Origin of the sequence: Pseudomonas sp. YQ_6 (assembly GCF_043103245.1) — a bacterium.
Lineage (GTDB): Bacteria > Pseudomonadota > Gammaproteobacteria > Pseudomonadales > Pseudomonadaceae > Aquipseudomonas > Aquipseudomonas alloputida.
Genome location: NZ_JBICJR010000072.1, coordinates 15,987 through 29,547, shown reverse-complemented (window position 1 = coordinate 29,547; position 13,561 = coordinate 15,987). Strand labels below are relative to the sequence as shown.

Below are 13,561 nucleotides of genomic sequence, written 5' to 3'. Positions count from 1 at the left end.
CCGCTCCTACAAAGGGTGTGCACTGCCCTGTAGGAGCGGGTTTACCCGCGAAAGGGCCGGCCCAGGCAAGCATCACTATTTGGCGACCACAACACCCTCAGCCACCCTGGCCCGGGGCTTGCGAAACACCAGCACATTCCCCGCCATCACAGCCACCAAGCCGAGCAAGGCCGGCGCCGTCCATTGGTAACCCTCAGCCACCGCCGACACATTCAACGCCACCAACGGGAACAACACCGTGCAGTAAGCTGCCCGCTCCGGGCCCATGCGCCCGACCAAGGTCAGGTAGGCAGTAAAGGCAATCACCGACCCCGGCACCACCAGGTACAGCAGCGAACCGATATAGCGCGCATTCCACTCCATGCTGAACGGCACGCCGCTGACCACACAGAACACCGCCAGCATCACCGCCCCATAGACCATGCCCCAGGCATTGGTCGTCATCGGCTTGAGCCCGGCCTTCTGCTGCATGCTCGACAGCATGTTGCCGGCCGAGAAGCACAGCGTGCCGAACAGGGCTAAACCAAGGCCGTACAGGGTTTCGCGGCTGGCTGCGTGATGCGACAGCTCCGGCCAGAACAGCAGGCCCAGGCCAAGCAAGCCCAAGGCACCACCGCCAAGCACATTGCTGGCGATTTTCTGGCCGAAGAAAATGCGAGCGTTAAGCGCGTTCCACAGTGTCGCGGTGGAGAACACCACCGCGATCAGGCCGCTGGCGATCCACTGGCTGGCGCTGAGGAAGCAGATGAAGTTGACGCAGAACAGGCACAGGCCCTGGGCCAGGCAGATCTGGTGGCCACGGCGGTTCATGGGTTGCAGCCGGCGGGTAATCAACAGGAAAGCAAACAGGATCAGGCCGGCCAGGGCGAACCGGTAGACGATCGACACCGGGATCGCGACCACGCCTAGCTGGAGTTTCAGGGCGATCCAGGTGGTGCCCCAGATCAGGACGGTGAGCAGGTAGAGTGACAGGTTCATGGTGGCGGTTCCTTGGGCCTTTGGAAATCGGTGCCCGGCGCTTCGCGGGTAAACCCGCTCCTACAGGGATCACCAGTGTTCTTTCGATCGGCCTCTGTCTGCTTGCACGAACTTGCGCTTTTCTTGCGCCGGTAGCTGTCACTCGATCCAGGGCGCAGTAGGATGGCAGGCAGGAGGACCCGCCAATGACGCCACTCACCCAGTTGCAAGTGTTCAACGCCATGCATGCCTCGCCCAACGCCAGGCTGGAGCTGAGCGCGCACCTGGGCGACGGACTGGCGGCGGCGTTGTGGAGCAACCGTGACGATGCGCGCGACTACCAGGCGCCTAGCCATCACACCCTGTCGTGCTACATCGCCGACGGCACCGGCACCTTCCGCCGCCAGCGCCCGGCCGACAAAGGTGCGCCCGACAAGCTGTGCGTGATGCCGGCCGGGCAGGAATCGAACTGGGTCGTCAATGGCGCGATCCGCCTGGCACACCTGTATGTCAGCGAGGCGCAGTTCGCCTTGGGCTGTGTGCGCCTGCTCGACCGGGAACCGCGCGAGCTGCAACTGCAGGAAGCGACCTTTCTGGACGACCCGCAGCAGGCTGCCCGCTTTCGTCAACTGATCCAGCTGGACTGGGACGAGCCCGGCGAGCGCCTGCTGGCCAGCAGCCTGGCGCACGAGATCGTTGACCATGCGCTGCTCAGCCAGGTCGGGTTGCGCCAAGGCCTGCGCCTGAAAGGCGGGCTGGCGCCAAACCTGCGCCGGCAGCTGGTCGACTACCTCGAGGCACACCTGGACCAGCCCATCACCCTGGACGAGCTGGCGCTGCGCTGCAATCTGTCCGCATACCACTTTGCGCGCATGTTCCGCGCCAGTTTCGGGCTCCCGCCGCATCAGTATCTGCTGGCCCGGCGGCTGCACCGGGCATGCCAGCTGTTGCGGCTGGGCGTGTTACCGCTGGGGGAAATTGCCTTGTTGTGCGGGTTTGCCAGTGCCAGCCATTTCAGCAACCGGTTTCGCCAAGCCCTGGGGGCCACACCTGGCGAATACCGCAAGGCCTTTTTCACCTGAAACCGCGCCCGCTCTGCGGCCCCATTTGCCTAGAACTCGAAGGTGCTCGACAAACTTACCTGCCGCGCATCGCCAATCGCCACAAAGTACTGGTTCACCGCCGAGCTGTAATACACCTTGTCGAACAGGTTCTTCACGTTCAGTTGCAGGCGCACGTTGTGTTCGTCGAGTTTGGTTTCATAAGTGGCAAATGCATCGGCAACGGTATAGCTCGGCAGGTCGAAGGTGTTGGTCGCGTTACCCGAACGTTCGCCCACATAACGGGCGCCGGCACCGAAGCGCAGCCGGTCACCCCCAAACAGGCTGCCAAAGTCATACACCGCCGACAGCGAGCCGCTGTGCCGGGCCACGTTCTGCAGGCGATTGCCCTGAAGATCAGGGTCCTTGGTTACCTTGGCATCGGTCAGTGCATAGCTGCCGATCAGGCTCCAGCGCTCGCTGAGCTGGCCGGTCACGTCGAGTTCCACACCGCGTGAACTGACTTCACCCGCATTGCTGTAGACCGTCTCGCGGGTGACGGCGTCAAAGTTCGAGACCAGTACATTGCGCTTGGTGATATCGAACAATGCCAGGGTGCCTGTGATGCGGCCTGGCATGTCGAGCTTGGCGCCCAGCTCCCACGACTTGCCCTCCTCAGGTGCCACCGAGGAGTCGAGCACGACATTGCCGGTCAGCGGCGCGATGGTCGAGTTGGGCTTGAACGACTCGCTGTAGCTGCCATAGAACGAGAGCTGGTCGTCGACTTTGTAAACGATACCGGCGTGGGGCACCCAAGCCTGGCCACTGATGTCGGTATTGGCCTTGAACGGGCGACCGCGGCCAGCGTACTGGTCGTACTGCTGGAAACGCGCACCTGCTACAAGGATCCAGTGCTCATCGAGGTGCAGCGCGTCCTGCACGAACAGCGCATCGGTGCGCAGCTTGTCGGTCTGGTCGCTATCGCTGGCTCGCACGTTGGTGCCCTCCACTTCCTGTCCGTAGACCGGGTCCAGATAACTGAACGTGGACTGTGGTGCCTGGCGAATCAGGTCACCGCGAAAGATCTTGCGGTCTTCATGGTCGATGCCGAACAGCAGGTCATGCTGCATCCCCGCCAGCTCGACATTGCCATTGAGACTCAGGGTCACGAACTGGTCACGGCTCATGGCGTTGTGGGTGCCGTCGATGCTGCGTGTCAGCGTGCCTTGGGTTTCGTTGACGCCGGTCACGCGAACCTGGCTGGCATCGTAGGTCTCACGATTGAAGCTGTAGCCGAAGTGCAGCTTCCAGTCATCGGCCAGCTGATGGTCGACTTCCAGGCGATACAGGTCGGAGCGCCCTTCCATGTCGTTGAACGGCTCGTCTAGGCGGCGCGTGGCAGGGATGTTCAGCGGGTGGCCGTTGTTGCCGAACGCGGTGCCACGGTCGAACGGATAGAGAAATTCACGATGCTCGTAGGCCAGCACCACCTGGGTGTCTTCGCCCAGCCAGGCCAGCGACGGCGCCACCAGCGATTCGCGGTGCACGCCGTAGTTGCGCCAGTAGTCCTCGTCTTCGTGGTCGACGACCAGGCGGTAGGCGAAGTTGCTGTCACCCAGTGCGCCCGTGCTGTCGAGCCCGCCACCGCTGCCGTTCTTGCCGCTGCCATAGGTCGAGCCGCGCACGGTCAGGGCGTTGTACTGCTGCAACTGCGGACGCTTGCTGACCACGTTGATGACCCCACCCGGGTCCTGGATACCGTACAGCAGCGAAGCAGGGCCCTTGAGCACTTCGACGCGCTCGGTGCTGGCGTTGAGGTTGCGACCCTGCACCACGGGCATGCCATCGCGCATGATCGAGCCGTCGCGGTTGTCGCCGAAGCCACGTTTCATCACCGTGTCGGATGTGCCGCCGAAGTTGTTGCCCTGGGTAATGCCGCTGACGTTGGCCAGGGCGTCATCAAGGTTGCGCGGGGCCTGATCGCGGATGACCTGGGCCGGTACCACGTTGATCGCCTGGGGGATGTCCTGGTTCGGGCCCTGCCCGCGCATGATCGAAGCGCTGGCCGGGGGCTGGTAGCTGTAGTCGTCCAGTTGCGAGGTCACGGTGGTGGCCTGCAGGCTGAGGGCTCCGGAGGTGTCTGCAGGTTCGAGGGTCAGGGTACGTGCGTCGACGCGGCGCCAGGCCAGCCCAGCGTTGCCCAGCAGTTGTTGCAGCGCCTGCTCGGCGCTGAACCGACCATTCAGCGCTGGCGCTTGCACGCCCGGCAGCTCCAGGGTGTAGACCACGCTCTGGCCAGTGGTACGGCTGAAGGCGTTCAGGGCCTGGGCCAAGGGTTGGGCCGGCTGGGCGAAGGCATAGGCCTGCAGCTGCTCGGCGGCGCTTGCCAGGGGGGCGACAGCGAAGGCCGGGAGCGCAGCAAGGCCGAACCAGAGAGGGACGCAACGCGAGGAGAACTTCATGGACGCTGACCTGTGAGAGGGTGATTACTGCGAATGAATCGCACTTTCACTCATTACACGGATGCCACGTGCTGTTACCTCACCCGTTGCCTGAAATATTTTTTGCTGTGCCGGCCTCTTCGCGGGTAAACCCGCTCCTACAGGGGGGCGCGCGACCATTACACGGAGGCCACCTGCTGTTACTTCACCTGTTGCCTGAGAATATTTTTGCTGTGCCGGCCTCTTCGCGGGTGAACCCGCTCCTACAGGGGGGCGCTGTAGGGGCGGGTTTACCCGTGAAGAGGCCGGCACAGGCAACTACCGAATCAGCGTCAAACGCCCCAACACGGTCTGCCGCGAGAAACCCATCACCTTGCCCAGCGAATCCAGCGCCAGCAGCGGCTCGGCCACCGGGAAACTGCCGCTGACCTTGCGCTGCCCCAGGTCACCATCGAGCAACAGGATACGCCCCGGGTAATAACGCCCAAGGTCATCTATCACCTGCGCCAGCGGCACCTGGTAATAGTTCAGCCACCCCTGGCGCCAGGCCAGGCGGTTGTCACTGTCCACAGCCAAGGTGTCGCCTACCCTGCCTGCGCTGTAGGCCACCTGCTGGTTGGCTGTCAGTTCTCGCGCCAAAGTGCGCTGCGCGGGGCTGACACCCACACGCCCGCTACGCACCGTCACCTGGGCGCCTTCGCTTTGCTCACGCACCTCGAACTGGGTGCCAAGCACCCGCACTTCGCCGCCGGCAGCTTCCACCAGGAACGGCTCACCGGTATGCGTAACCTCGAAGAACGCCGCGCCATGCAGCAACCGCACACGGCGCTCACCCTGGGCGAAATCGACCGCAATGGCGCTACCTGCATCAAGCGTCACCTGTGACTGGTCGGCCAAGGTCACCTGGCGAATCTGCCCGGCACTGCGGTAGTCCGCCTGCAGGTCCTGCAACCAGTACCCTGGGTGCCAACCACCAGCGACGCCCACGGCCAGCACCAGGCAGGCTGCCAACGCCAGCCCTGCCACCCGCCGCCAGCCGCCACGAGCGGGTGGTCTGGCCATGGCATCGAGGTAGCGCTGCAGGGCGTCCTGTTCCTCGTCCGCCAGCCGCGCCGCCGGGGCGGCGCTTTTCTGCCACAGCACCTGGGCCTGTTCATAAGCTGCCCGGTGCGCGGGGTCGGCCAGCAACCAGCGCTTGAATGCCGCCCCTTCGGCTTGCCCGGGTTGCTCGTTGATCCGGTTGAGCCATCGCAGGGCAGCCTGAAACTGCGCTTCGGTGATCGGCGGTAAACGGCTCATCGACGGGCGCTCCCTGGCCGGCGTGGGGTGGACGCGGGCTCGGCAACACTCGCCTTGCACGCTTCAAGGGCGCGCATCATATGCTTTTCCACGGCGCTCTGTGACAGCTGCATGGCTTTGGCGATCTCGCTGTACTTGCAGCCGTGAATGCGGTTGAGCAGGAAGATCTGCCGGGTGCGCTCGGGCAAGGCACGCAAGGTGGCCTCGATACGCTGCAAGTCGTGGTCGACCTCCACGGCCTGTTCAGGGGCCTGGGCCAGGCTCGCCTCGCTCACCGGCACAGCGGCTTCGGCCACGCGTTCGCGGCTACTTTCGCTGCGCAGGTGGTCTATGGCCAGGTTGCCCGCGCAACGCAGCAGGTATGTGTCCAGCGCCTCGACCTTGACCTCGGGGCGACGCCAGAAACGCAGGAACAACTCCTGGACCAGGTCCGAAGCGGTGGCGCGGCAGCCGACTCGACGATTCACCAGCGCCTCCATACGCGCACGCTGGGCCTGGAACACCTGGACGAAACGTGCACGTGCGCCTGCGCTGTCAGCGTGAGGCTCGATGATATCCCCTGGCTCGCTCACGGGGGTCACACGGCAAACACGGCGAGCATCGGGCCCAGCACCACGCTGGCGGCGGCCAGGCCCAGCAGCAGACGAGGCTGGTACGGCAGGCCGAACACCCACAGTGTTACCCCGGCCATCATCACCGCGGTCCACTCCACCAGGCCGAGGGCCCAGCCACGCTGGTGCACGCTGAGCACCAGCGACAGTATCAGCAGCAGCCAACCTGCGACACGCAACAGGTGCAAGTGGCGCGGGCGCGGCTTGCGCCCGAGCAAGTCGCTGAAGTGCTTTTCCATCGCCAGGCACAGGGCAACGAAGCCTGCAAAGGCGATCAGTGCATTACCCAGCATCAGCTCGCCCCCACCGTTTCAACGCTCGGCTTTTTTGTCGCACGCGCGGCGCGCTTGGCTACGGGCGTGGGGCTGGCCAGCATCTTGCGGGCCAGCCAGGCCAGAAACAGGCCGGTCCCCAGGGCTGTCAGGTCGAAGCCGGCCATGGCCCAGTCGCCCTCCGGTACCGAATGGTTCAAGCCCCTGCCAGTCGTCAGGCCATTGAGCAACGGCAGCAGGGCGAAGGCCAGCGCCCCCAGCGCGAGTTGCTCGCCCCAGGCCTTGCGCCCGCTACGCAGCACGGCGTGCACCAGCGACAGGCCCCAGGCGATGAAGAAAGCACTGACCTCCCAGTCGGCCCGGCCTTCGACAGCCAAGGGCACCAGGCGGTTGGCCCAGAAGAAGCCCGCCACCGCCAGCAACAAGCCACTCATGCTGGCAATATTGAGCACTTCGACCAGGCGCAGCTCACCTGGCATATGTCCGTTTTTGGCGTGCTTGAGCTGGCGCTTGCCCAACCACATCACCAACCCGGTACCAATCACCGCAGTACCGGCCACGCCAAAGAAGAAGTACAGCCAGCGCAGCCAAGGCCCGGCAAAGTTACCCATGTGCAGGCCGGCAAAACTGAAGGCGGTCATCATTACCCCGCTCTCTGGCTTGCCCTGGCCCAACAGCGCACCACTGGCCCCATCGAATGTCCAGTTGGCACTGCGCCGATAAGCCACGTGGTCGGCTGCCGATTGGGTGAAGGTGACGCGGGCATTGCTGTCGCCCGGGTTCTGCACCTGGATGTTGCCGACACGTGCCCCCGGCTGCAACTCCTGCACCTTGGCATACAGGTTCGGCAGCGCTACCAGCGGCGTGGCCACCTGGGCCGCCTTGGGCGCATCGTTGCGGCCAAACAGGTCGTTGAAGTACTTGCCGGTATCGTTGCCGTAGCTGGCCATGATGCCCGCCGGCATCACCATGTACATGAATAGCACCAGGCTGCTGTAGCTGATCATCAGGTGAAACGGCAGCACCAGCACGCCGATGGCGTTGTGCCCGTCCAACCAGGAACGCTGCCCCTTGCCAGGGCGGAAGGTGAAGAACTCCTTGAAGATCTTCTTGTGGGTAATGATGCCGGTGACCAACCCCAGCAGCATGATGAAAGCGCAGAACGTCGAGAGCCAACGGCCAACCGGGTAAGGCATCTGAAGCTGGAAGTGAAAGCGGTAGAAGAACTCACCACCGCGGCTGTCACGTGCTTCCACCGGCTGGCCGGTCTGGGTATCGAGGGTTTTCCTGACGAAGCCACGCGGGCCGCCACTGGGGTCGCGGTAGCCCACACTCAAGGCGGCCTCCCGCTCGTTCGGCATGCGAATGAACCAGGTACTCGAATGCCCTGCATTGTCCTGCAGGTAACGTTGAGCGACAGCAAGGCTATTGATCGGGTCCAGGGCATGGCTGCGCACTTCAGGTTGCGACCAATGAGTGATTTCTTCCTTGAAGTACGACAGCGTGCCGGTAAGGAAGATGGCGAACAACAGCCAGCCGAAGATCAGGCCGGTCCAGGTGTGCAGCCAGGCCATGGCCTGGCGGAAGCCTTCTTTCATGGGTTTTTCATCCAGTAGGCAACGCCGCTGATCACGCCCAGCAGCAGGCTTGGCGCCAATACGCCCAACCAGGCACGCCAGGCGCTGCGGCAGGCGAAACACCAGATGAACGCCAGCAGGTAGAAGACGAACGACATCAGCAGGCCGGTGAGCGTGGCATCGACCTTGGGCAGTGGCGCCAGCAAGGCAATACAGACGCTGGCCATCGACGCCAGCAAGTAGCCGCCCAACAGCGCGGCCAGGCTACGGGATGTCACGGCCAGGCGATAGCTGAGGGGAAGGCCGGCGGTTTTGCGCGTCATGGCGGGGTCCGGGCGTTTTAAAGGCTGCAATAATAATGATTTCAATTCTCATAAGCAAAGCCCAGAACCCGCCAGCCGATTGGCCGACGGAGCGGCATGCCGCAGTCAGCCAATCTGCAACAAGAAATTTATTTTCAAAAAGGGCTTGAATTCATTCCGCAGTTGCCTGACCTTAGAGTCAAGAGGCGCAGAAATTCCAAGGGTCTCAAGGGCCTAGGCGCGTCTCCATGCGAGCAAGCTGAATAAGGATTGAATCATGCAAATCCAGGTCAACAGCAGCAACGATTTCGACGGTAACGCCCGGCTCGACCAGTGGGTCCGCAGCACACTGCAGAACTCGCTGGAACGTTACGAAGAAGACCTCACCCGCATCGAGGTTCACCTGCGCGACGAGAACGGCGTCAAGCCCGGACCGCATGACAAACGCTGCCAGATGGAGGCTCGCCCGAAAGGCCACCAACCGATTTCCGTGACCCACACCGCCAGTTCGCTGGACCAGGCAGTCGACGGTGCCGCCACCAAGCTCAATCACGCGCTGGAACACTTCTACGGCAAGCTGCGCAGCAAGCGCGGCGCCTTGGAACTGAGTGACCCGGACGCCTGATCGGCAATGCAAAACGCCCGGCCTTGAGCCGGGCGTTTTCGTTTGTGCCGATCAATGGCGCTGAACCAACGTGCGAACGTCCCGGTCAACCTCTGCATTCCCTTAACGCAGAAGTAAGACCATGAACAACCCATTCGAACGAATCAGTGCTGCATTCGCCCCCGAATACCGGGTGAACCTGAGCATTGCCAACCTCGACGGCAGCATCATGCTGACCCTGTCCGACGACGCTGGCGTGGTCGCCAAGCGCCTCATCACACAGGCCCAGCGCAACGACCCGGTGCGCCTGCAGCGGGTGATCGACAGCATCCGCCTGGGTCTTGCGATCGAACTCAGCCAGAACCCCCTGCAAGTGCTGGCCGCGCTGACCCGTGACGCCCGCCACGAGCCGCGCCATTTCGTTGCCAACTGAGGGCTACTTGCCCTCCTCCACTGCCTTGCCGTTGGCGTCCAGCACCTTGGTCGAGGGGTAGCGGTACGACGCGTAGCGCACCACCAGGATCGAGAACGCCAGCAGCAGGATGCCGCCGCACAGGTACAGCAGCCCTTCATCCGGTGCCTTGTGGTGCGAAACATCGCCGATCAGCAGGCGAGTGAGTGCGGTGATTGCCACGTACAGCAGGAAGCGGATCGGCATGTGGTTGGTCTTGAAGTAGATCCCCACCATCGCCCCCAGCTCCAGGTAGATGAACAACAGCAGGATGTCATCGACACTGATCCCGCCCTTGCCCAGCATGTCCAGGAACGTCACCACTGCCGCGTAGGCGGTGATGGCGCCAATGCCGAACAGCGCCAGGTAATGGAACGCCTCGACGCACAGGTTGCCCAGCGAGTCGGCCGAGCCGTGCAGGCCCTTGCGCAGTTTTTCTGCCCATTTGATGTTCACGATGTTCCATTCCCCGATACGTCTTTAAGGATGATGCGTCGCTGATGTGACGCTTGTGCCATGCAGTTAAAGGGCCAAGCCCCTGTCTTGGAAGGCGACCGATTGCCGCAAGGCACCTTGAGGCGTGGCACGATGCATGAACTGGAGGCGCTGCGGGCTCTGCTTGAGTCGGCACTGGTTCAGGTGCAGATGCCCGCTGAGCCCAGGACTTCGCACTAAGGCTGGTTAATGTGACGAAAGGGCCGGACCTGCCGACCAATATCCCGCGGTCATTCACCGTCGAACCCGCCACCGCATTCGTCAATCGGTGGTGTCGCCAAAAACTGAGCTGCGCCCCGGATGTTGGATTTTATGTCCAACATCCGGGGCGCAGCTCAAACCCGTTGTAGGAGCGGGTTCACCCGCGAATAGGCCGGACCTGCCGGCCAATATCTCCCGGTCATTCACCGTCGCAGCCGCCACCCCATTCCCGGGCAAGCCCGTTCCTACATCCGTTTCTAGAAAATGGTTCCTGGCAAAGGCGCACCCGCAGCGCTCGGTCTATGCCACGCTACAATTTCTGCTTGCGAACCAACCGGCATTGCCATTACTGTATATAGATACAGTAAATCGCAACGCAACCAGCAAAAAGGCATAGAGGTGATGAATGGCCGTCGAAGTGGTGTACCGCAGCAGCCGCGACCCGGAGCGCTTGTTCATGGATAAGGCCGAAGCAGACCGTCACGACAAGATGCTCGAACTGGCCGAGCGCCTGGCCGAAGTGCTGCACAAGGCGGTGCCGTCGCTGAGCGAGCAACAGGTCGAGGAAGCCGGTATCTACATGGCGAAGAACCGCGATGTGTTCGCCCGGGCGTTCAAAAACCAGCCGGATGCGTTGGCCGAACTGCTTGAGGGTACTGCTGCCGAGTGATATCGCTGGAGGTGTGCGGGTTCACCCGCGAAGTGGCCCACCCCATCATCAACCTTCAGCCATACAACAACCGCTCCGCCAACATCTGCGCCACCCTTGCCGGCGAACGCTTCTCCGCCTGCGCATGGCCAAACACTTCGGTCAGCCGTGAAGGGATCCGCGCCAGGTGCGCAGTAATGGTGCGCTGGTCTTCGCCACGGTGGGTGAGTGCTACATAGATCAGCCCACCGGCATTGATCACGTAGTCAGGTGCATACAATATACCGCGCGACTCCAGCTGGTCCGCCACCTGCAAGGTGGTCAGCTGGTTGTTGGCCGCCCCCGCGACTGCCGCACAACGCAGTTGCATCACGCTCTGCCCGTTCAGTACCGGGCCCACGCCGCAGGGTGCAAAGATATCGCAAGGGGTACTGATCAACGCATCGTTGGTCACCGGTTTGGCATCGAACTGCTCCATCGCCAGTCGCACACGCCCCGGATCCAGGTCGCTGACCAGCAGCTCCGCGCCCACCGCATGCAATTGCTCCGCCAGTGCATAACCGACATTGCCCAATCCCTGCACCGCTACCCGCAAGCCTCTCAGGTCATCGCTGCCCAGCCGGAACGAGGTTGTGGCACGTATGCCCGCGAACACCCCCATCGCCGCATGTGGCGATGGGTCGCCCGACGCAGTGGTGCTGGTCACGTAGGGCGTGCTGTGGGCAATGCAGTCCATGTCCAAGGTAGAGGTGCCACTGTCCACGGCGATAATGAAGCGCCCATGCAAGGTATCGATGAAGCGGCCAAAGGCCTCGAACAGCGCGGCGCGGTTTTCCACATGCGGGTTGCGCATGATCACCGCTTTGCCACCTCCCATCGGCAAGCCGGCCAGTGCTGCCTTGTAGCTCATGCCCTGGGCCAGGCGAATCGCGTCAGTCATGGCGCTTTCGTCATCGGCGTACGGCAGGTAGCGGCACCCCCCCATGGCCGGGCCCAAATGCTCACTGTGGATTGCCACAACGGCTTTCAGGCCCGTAGGCGGGTCATTGAACAGGTGCAGTGACTGGGTACGGGTGCTTTGCATCAGCGCGAACATCGACCGGCTCCCCTGCGAGGTGCTCCTTCCAGTATAGGCACGGCCTCGGCGTTGACGCCGCCGCCGGACCACTGGACGAAACCACGCGCCACGGCTAATACTCAAACGTGTGTGGAGATGCCCCATGAAGCCACGTCAAGCCTGCCTGGCCTGCCTGGAACGCGAGCCTGTCGACCTGCTGGAAGCCGCATTGTGGATTGCCGCCGAGCACGATCCTGGTGTCGAGCCCGCGGCCAGCCTTGCTGCGCTGCACGACCTGCAGCGCGAGATAAGCGCCAACCTGCCGATGCTTCCCCTATGCGAACTGGCCCAGCCATTGCTGCGCCAGCTCAATGCGCTGGGCTTTCAGCAGGATGAATATCACCCCCTGCGCCCCCATGCGGCGATGATGGACAAGGTACTGCAGCGCCGCCGCGGCCAACCACTGACCCTGGCCATCCTCGCGTTGGAACTGGCCAGGCGCCTGTCCATACCGCTGGAGGGTGTGGGCTTCCCTGGCCATTTCCTGCTGCGCGTGCCGGGTGCCGACCACCTGCTCGATCCCTGTGGCGGCCGGCGCCTATACCCCAGCGACTGCCGAGAATTGCTGGCGCGCCAGTTCGGCCCGCACCTGGCGCTGACAGCCGAGCACCTTCGCAGCGCCAGCCCGCTGCAGATACTGCAACGCCTGTCACGCAACCTGCGCCAACTGCACATCAGTAACGATAACCACCTGGCGGCGTTGATCGATGCAGAGCGGATCATGCTGTTGGGCCCAGTGCAGGTGAGCGACTACATGACCCGCGCCTCGCTCTACCATCATCTGGATTGCCCGCAGGCCGAGCGCTTCGACCTGGAGCATGCATTGCTGCTGACGGAAGACCCGGTCCAGCGCCTGAAGCTGTCCGAGCGAATCGGCAAGCTTCCGGCGGCGAACCGTTCACTTCACTGAGCCGGGCTGTCCGGCTGCTGGGCGGGGTGGGCCTTGGCGAACGCCGGGTGCGCGGCCGCCAGTGCGGCAACCCGCAGGATGCGCGGGAAGCTGGCGAGGTCGATGTTGAAGCGTTCGGCCGCATACAACTGCGGGATCAGATACACATCCGCCAGCCCAGGCGTGTCGCCAAAGCAGAAACCGTGATCGCCAATCAGTTGCTCCACTGCCGCGAGCCCTTGGCTGATCCAGTGGCCGATCCACTGGTTGACCTGCCCCTCATCCTGACCGGCCTGGCGCAGCCGGTTGAGCACACTGACGTTGTGCAGCGGATGAATGTCGCAACCAATGATGGCCGCCACCCCACGTACCTTGGCCCGTGCCTCGGCTGTGGCCGGCAGCAACGCAGGCTGTGGATAAACCTCTTCCAGGTACTCGATGATCGCCGGCGACTGCACCAGCACCTCACCACCGTCGGTGCGCAAGGCCGGTACGCGGCCCTGCGGGTTGACGGCTACATAGCCCTCGCTGCGCTGCTCACCCTGCAGCAGGTTGACCGGCAGGGACTGGTAAGCCAGCCCCTTCAGTGCCAGGGCAATGCGCACCCGGTAGGACGAGGTGGAACGGTAATAGGTGTACAGCTCCATACCCCTGCC

At 63.2% G+C, this 13,561-nt stretch carries 15 protein-coding genes; 5 read left to right on the top strand and 10 right to left on the bottom strand.

Annotated features, from left to right (window positions below):
* Nucleotides 1–75: 75 nt before the first annotated feature.
* Nucleotides 76–978, bottom strand: a complete 903-nt coding sequence (locus tag ACF8FG_RS25260) for an EamA family transporter (protein WP_318077621.1) — start codon at nt 976–978, stop codon at nt 76–78.
* 185 nt (nt 979–1,163) lie between these two features.
* Between ACF8FG_RS25260 and ACF8FG_RS25255 the strand changes: the two genes are divergently transcribed.
* Nucleotides 1,164–2,039: a helix-turn-helix domain-containing protein gene (locus tag ACF8FG_RS25255; protein ID WP_019437545.1), complete on the top strand. Its 876-nt coding sequence runs from the start codon at nt 1,164–1,166 to the stop codon at nt 2,037–2,039.
* Nucleotides 2,040–2,068: 29 nt separating this feature from the next.
* On the opposite strand, the gene ACF8FG_RS25250 is transcribed toward ACF8FG_RS25255, so the two are convergent.
* The 6 genes from ACF8FG_RS25250 to ACF8FG_RS25225 all read right to left on the bottom strand — a co-directional run bounded on the left by ACF8FG_RS25250 (nt 2,069) and on the right by ACF8FG_RS25225 (nt 8,520).
* Complete coding sequence (locus tag ACF8FG_RS25250) at nt 2,069–4,459, bottom strand: TonB-dependent receptor (protein ID WP_318077623.1); 2,391 nt, start codon at nt 4,457–4,459, stop codon at nt 2,069–2,071.
* A gap of 297 nt (nt 4,460–4,756) precedes the next feature.
* On the bottom strand, nt 4,757–5,737 hold the full coding sequence (locus tag ACF8FG_RS25245; RefSeq protein ID WP_318077624.1) for a FecR domain-containing protein: 981 nt from the start codon (nt 5,735–5,737) through the stop codon (nt 4,757–4,759).
* The gene (locus ACF8FG_RS25240) at nt 5,734–6,309 is read right to left on the bottom strand and encodes an RNA polymerase sigma factor (RefSeq protein WP_076402252.1); all 576 of its coding nucleotides are present in this window, start codon (nt 6,307–6,309) and stop codon (nt 5,734–5,736) included. The genes ACF8FG_RS25245 and ACF8FG_RS25240 overlap by 4 nt, the downstream gene beginning before the upstream one ends.
* Before the next feature lie 5 nt (nt 6,310–6,314).
* The gene (locus tag ACF8FG_RS25235) at nt 6,315–6,641 is read right to left on the bottom strand and encodes a DUF3325 domain-containing protein (RefSeq protein ID WP_014592328.1); all 327 of its coding nucleotides are present in this window, start codon (nt 6,639–6,641) and stop codon (nt 6,315–6,317) included.
* Complete coding sequence (locus ACF8FG_RS25230; protein WP_019437549.1) at nt 6,641–8,218, bottom strand: PepSY domain-containing protein; 1,578 nt, start codon at nt 8,216–8,218, stop codon at nt 6,641–6,643. Before ACF8FG_RS25230 ends, ACF8FG_RS25235 begins: the two co-directional genes overlap by 1 nt.
* A complete protein-coding gene (locus tag ACF8FG_RS25225; protein WP_070384340.1) occupies nt 8,215–8,520 on the bottom strand; it encodes a DUF3649 domain-containing protein in 306 nt (101 codons plus the stop codon). Before ACF8FG_RS25225 ends, ACF8FG_RS25230 begins: the two co-directional genes overlap by 4 nt.
* A 256-nt stretch (nt 8,521–8,776) precedes the next feature.
* On the opposite strand from ACF8FG_RS25225, the gene ACF8FG_RS25220 reads away from it, so the two are divergent.
* Together ACF8FG_RS25220 and ACF8FG_RS25215 are read left to right on the top strand one after the other, a co-directional pair.
* On the top strand, nt 8,777–9,124 hold the full coding sequence (locus tag ACF8FG_RS25220) for an HPF/RaiA family ribosome-associated protein (protein WP_014592331.1): 348 nt from the start codon (nt 8,777–8,779) through the stop codon (nt 9,122–9,124).
* A 121-nt stretch (nt 9,125–9,245) separates the two neighbouring features.
* Nucleotides 9,246–9,536, top strand: coding sequence for a DUF3509 domain-containing protein (locus tag ACF8FG_RS25215; protein ID WP_119713304.1), 291 nt, complete (start codon nt 9,246–9,248; stop codon nt 9,534–9,536).
* A gap of 3 nt (nt 9,537–9,539) precedes the next feature.
* On the opposite strand, the gene ACF8FG_RS25210 is transcribed toward ACF8FG_RS25215, so the two are convergent.
* Complete coding sequence (locus tag ACF8FG_RS25210) at nt 9,540–10,010, bottom strand: phosphate-starvation-inducible protein PsiE (protein WP_003251685.1); 471 nt, start codon at nt 10,008–10,010, stop codon at nt 9,540–9,542.
* Between the two features lie 646 nt (nt 10,011–10,656).
* Between ACF8FG_RS25210 and ACF8FG_RS25205 the strand changes: the two genes are divergently transcribed.
* Nucleotides 10,657–10,920, top strand: a complete 264-nt coding sequence (locus tag ACF8FG_RS25205) for a YebG family protein (RefSeq protein WP_014592333.1) — start codon at nt 10,657–10,659, stop codon at nt 10,918–10,920.
* A 55-nt stretch (nt 10,921–10,975) separates the two neighbouring features.
* Here ACF8FG_RS25205 and ACF8FG_RS25200 read toward each other — a convergent pair whose 3' ends face one another.
* Nucleotides 10,976–11,995, bottom strand: a complete 1,020-nt coding sequence (locus ACF8FG_RS25200; protein WP_010955279.1) for a Glu/Leu/Phe/Val dehydrogenase dimerization domain-containing protein — start codon at nt 11,993–11,995, stop codon at nt 10,976–10,978.
* Nucleotides 11,996–12,119: 124 nt separating this feature from the next.
* On the opposite strand from ACF8FG_RS25200, the gene ACF8FG_RS25195 reads away from it, so the two are divergent.
* Nucleotides 12,120–12,926, top strand: a complete 807-nt coding sequence (locus tag ACF8FG_RS25195) for a SirB1 family protein (RefSeq protein WP_014592334.1) — start codon at nt 12,120–12,122, stop codon at nt 12,924–12,926.
* On the opposite strand, the gene maiA is transcribed toward ACF8FG_RS25195, so the two are convergent.
* A complete protein-coding gene (gene maiA, locus ACF8FG_RS25190; RefSeq protein ID WP_014592335.1) occupies nt 12,920–13,552 on the bottom strand; it encodes a maleylacetoacetate isomerase in 633 nt (210 codons plus the stop codon). The genes ACF8FG_RS25195 and maiA overlap by 7 nt on opposite strands.
* Nucleotides 13,553–13,561: the final 9 nt, after the last annotated feature.

Excerpts from the sequence above, each read along its gene's own strand:
- ACF8FG_RS25195 (WP_014592334.1), top strand. The coding sequence starts at position 12,120 with ATGAAGCCACGTCAAGCCTGCCTGGCCTGCCTGGAACGCGAGCCTGTC.
- ACF8FG_RS25245 (WP_318077624.1), bottom strand. The coding sequence starts at position 5,737 with ATGAGCCGTTTACCGCCGATCACCGAAGCGCAGTTTCAGGCTGCCCTG.
- ACF8FG_RS25235 (WP_014592328.1), bottom strand. The coding sequence starts at position 6,641 with ATGCTGGGTAATGCACTGATCGCCTTTGCAGGCTTCGTTGCCCTGTGC.
- maiA (WP_014592335.1), bottom strand. The coding sequence starts at position 13,552 with ATGGAGCTGTACACCTATTACCGTTCCACCTCGTCCTACCGGGTGCGC.
- ACF8FG_RS25230 (WP_019437549.1), bottom strand. The coding sequence starts at position 8,218 with ATGAAAGAAGGCTTCCGCCAGGCCATGGCCTGGCTGCACACCTGGACC.
- ACF8FG_RS25260 (WP_318077621.1), bottom strand. The coding sequence starts at position 978 with ATGAACCTGTCACTCTACCTGCTCACCGTCCTGATCTGGGGCACCACC.
- ACF8FG_RS25215 (WP_119713304.1), top strand. The coding sequence starts at position 9,246 with ATGAACAACCCATTCGAACGAATCAGTGCTGCATTCGCCCCCGAATAC.
- ACF8FG_RS25255 (WP_019437545.1), top strand. The coding sequence starts at position 1,164 with ATGACGCCACTCACCCAGTTGCAAGTGTTCAACGCCATGCATGCCTCG.
- ACF8FG_RS25200 (WP_010955279.1), bottom strand. The coding sequence starts at position 11,995 with ATGTTCGCGCTGATGCAAAGCACCCGTACCCAGTCACTGCACCTGTTC.
- ACF8FG_RS25225 (WP_070384340.1), bottom strand. The coding sequence starts at position 8,520 with ATGACGCGCAAAACCGCCGGCCTTCCCCTCAGCTATCGCCTGGCCGTG.
- ACF8FG_RS25250 (WP_318077623.1), bottom strand. The coding sequence starts at position 4,459 with ATGAAGTTCTCCTCGCGTTGCGTCCCTCTCTGGTTCGGCCTTGCTGCG.
- ACF8FG_RS25220 (WP_014592331.1), top strand. The coding sequence starts at position 8,777 with ATGCAAATCCAGGTCAACAGCAGCAACGATTTCGACGGTAACGCCCGG.
- ACF8FG_RS25205 (WP_014592333.1), top strand. The coding sequence starts at position 10,657 with ATGGCCGTCGAAGTGGTGTACCGCAGCAGCCGCGACCCGGAGCGCTTG.